General features: G+C 67.7%; 1 pseudogene. It reads left to right on the top strand.

The window, feature by feature from the left end:
- Positions 1-2,923: pseudogene (locus IF11_RS39790) on the top strand (amino acid adenylation domain-containing protein); the annotation flags it as partial.

Below are 2,923 nucleotides of genomic sequence, written 5' to 3'. Positions count from 1 at the left end.
GGGGGTGTGTATGTGCCGTTGCATGGGTCGTATCCGGAGGAGCGGGTGCGGGAGGTGCTGGGGCGGAGTGGTGCGGTGGTGGTGGTGACGGACCGGGGGTTGGGTGAGGTCGGTGGGGTGCCAGCGGTGGGGGTGGATGCGGGGCCGGTGGGTGATGCCGCGCTTCCGGTGCGGGTTGCGGCGGGGTCGTTGGCGTATGTGATGTTTACGTCGGGGTCTACGGGTGTGCCCAAGGGTGTCGCGGTGACGCATGGGGACATCGTGGCGCTGGCTGAGGATTCCCGCTGGTCGTCGGGCGCGCACGAGAGGGTTTTGTTCCATTCGCCCCACTCGTTTGATGCGGCGACGTTTGAGGTGTGGGTGCCGTTGTTGAACGGTGGCACGGTTGATGTGGCCGAGGCTGACTTGAGTGCGTCGGTGGTGCGTGCAGCGGTGGCGCGTGGGGTGTCTGGGCTGTTTCTGACGAAGGCGCTGTTCGATGTGCTGGCGGAGGAGGATCCGGGGTGTTTCGCGGGTCTGGGTGAGGTGTGGACGGGTGGTGAGGCGGCGTCCGGTGTGGCGATGGGGCGGGTGCTGGATGCTTGCCCGGGCACCGAGTTGGTGCATGTCTACGGTCCGACGGAGTCCACGACTTTCGCTGTGTGCGGGCCCGTCGGTGGCGTGGACACCGAGGGTACGACCGTGCCGCTCGGCGGTCCGATGGACAACACGTCCGCGTACGTTCTCGACGACGTGTTGCGGCCGGTCGGTGTCGGGGTGTCGGGTGAGTTGTATCTCGGTGGCGCTGGTCTGGCGCGTGGCTATGACGGCCGTGCTGGGCTGACGGCCGAGCGGTTTGTGGCGGACCCCTTCGGTTCCGGTGAGCGGTTGTATCGCACGGGTGATGTGGTGCGGTGGCGGCCGGACGGCCGGTTGGACTTCCTGGGCCGGAATGACGGTCAGGTGAAGGTGCGGGGCTTCCGTATCGAGCTCGGTGAGATCGAGTCCGTACTGTCGCGCCACGCGGCGGTGGGGCGGGTCTCGGTGATTGTTCGCGAGGACCGTCCGGGGGCGAAGCGGCTGGTCGCGTATCTCGTACCGTCGTCGGGCGAGCTGGATGTCCCGCTCGTGCGGGAGCACGCCGCCGGCCTGCTGCCGGAGTACATGGTGCCGTCGGCGTTCGTGGTGCTGGACGAGCTGCCGCTCACGGTGAACGGGAAGGTCGACCGACGAGCACTGCCCGCGCCTGACGCGGAGGTGGCCGCGGATTACGTGGCCCCGCGCACCGACGTGGAACGGCTGCTGTGCCAGGTCTGGGCCGAGGTTCTCGGAGCCGAACGTGTGGGCGTTCATGACAACTTCTTCGCTCGCGGTGGGGACTCCATCACCGGCCTCAAGGTGGTGACTCGCGTACAGAAGCCGCTCGGGTGCGAGCTGTCGACGCGGACGGTATTCGATCACCCCACGGTCTCCGCGATGGCGGAGGCCGTGGCACGGGCGCAGACGCCGGGGCACGCTCACGCTCCGTCCCCGGCCACCTCGATCGCACCCGTACCCCGCGACCGTGAGCTTCCGCTCTCGTACGGCCAGGAACGCCTCTGGTTCCTCGACGACTTCACACCCGGCGGTGTCGAGTACAACACCGGGCTGGCGCTGCGTCTCACCGGCGACTTGGACCTGGCTGCTCTACGAGCCGCGCTCGACGGCCTCACCGCGCGGCATGAGGCGCTGCGTACGACATTCGGCGGTGGAGTGCAGACGGTGCACCCCACGCTGACCGTCCCCCTGCGTGCCGTCGACCTCTCCACGGAGAACGACGCGGACCGCCCGCACGCGCTGGACAAGGTGCTGAGGACCGAGCAGTCGACGCCGTTCGATCTCGCGGCCGGGCCCCTGTTCCGTGTCCTGACGGTACGGCTCGGGGCCGAGGAACACGTCCTTGTCCTGTCGATGCACCACATCGTCACCGACGGCTGGTCGATGGGCGTGGTCACGCGCGAGCTGGGCACCCTCTACGCCGCTGCTGTACGGGAGGAGGAGGCGGATCTCGAAGAGCTTTCGGTGCAGTATCCCGACTTCGCCGTCTGGCAACGTGAACGGCAGGCCGACGACGCGCAGACGCAGCAACTCAGTTACTGGCGGCAGCAGTTGGACGGTCTGGAGCCGCGGCGGTGACGCAGTTGCTGCTGTCCCGCTACAGCGGTCAGCGGGATGTCGCGGTGGGCACGGTCGTGTCGGGGCGTGAGCGGGCGGAGTTGGAGGGGCTGGTCGGGTTCTTCGTCAACACCCTCGTCCTGCGCGCGCGTATCGATCAGGACCGGCACTCCTTCGATGACCTCCTCGACCACGTTCGTACGACGGCCCTTGATGCCTTCGCGCACCAGGAAGTGCCTTTCGACCGGATGGTGGACGCGCTCGCGCCGGAGCGCGATCCGAGCCGGACGCCGCTGGTGCAGGCGTTGATCGTCCTCCAGAACTCAGTCGATATGGCTGGAGACTTCGCGGGCCTGACCGCGCGGCGTGAGCCCGTACCGCGTGAGTCGTCGCGATTCGACCTGACGCTGGAGTTCTGGGAGTCCCCGAGCGGACTCACCGCGGAACTGGAATTCACTACGGATCTGTTCGATGTGGAGACGGTTGAGCGGTTGTGTGGTCATTGGTTGGTGTTGGCGGAGCGGGTGGTGGCTGAGCCGTTGGTGCCTCTGGTGCGGGTGGGGATGTTGGGTGCGGGTGAGCTTGAGCGGTTGTTGATGGGGTGGGCGGGTCCGGGGGTCGGGGTGGGTGAGCGGTCGGTCGTGGAGCTGGTTCAGGCCCGGATCGATGCTGCGCCGGGGGCGGTTGCGGTGCTGGGTGAGGGTGGTGAGTCGTTGACGTATGGCGAGTTGGGTGTGCGGGTGGATCGTCTGGCTGGGCATTTGGCTTCGTTGGGTGTGGGTGTGGAGTC

It is taken from the genome of Streptomyces scopuliridis RB72 (genome assembly GCF_000718095.1).
GTDB lineage: Bacteria > Actinomycetota > Actinomycetes > Streptomycetales > Streptomycetaceae > Streptomyces > Streptomyces scopuliridis.
Note: the sequence above shows the minus strand (reverse complement) of the source record. Positions and strands in the feature narration are given on the sequence as shown.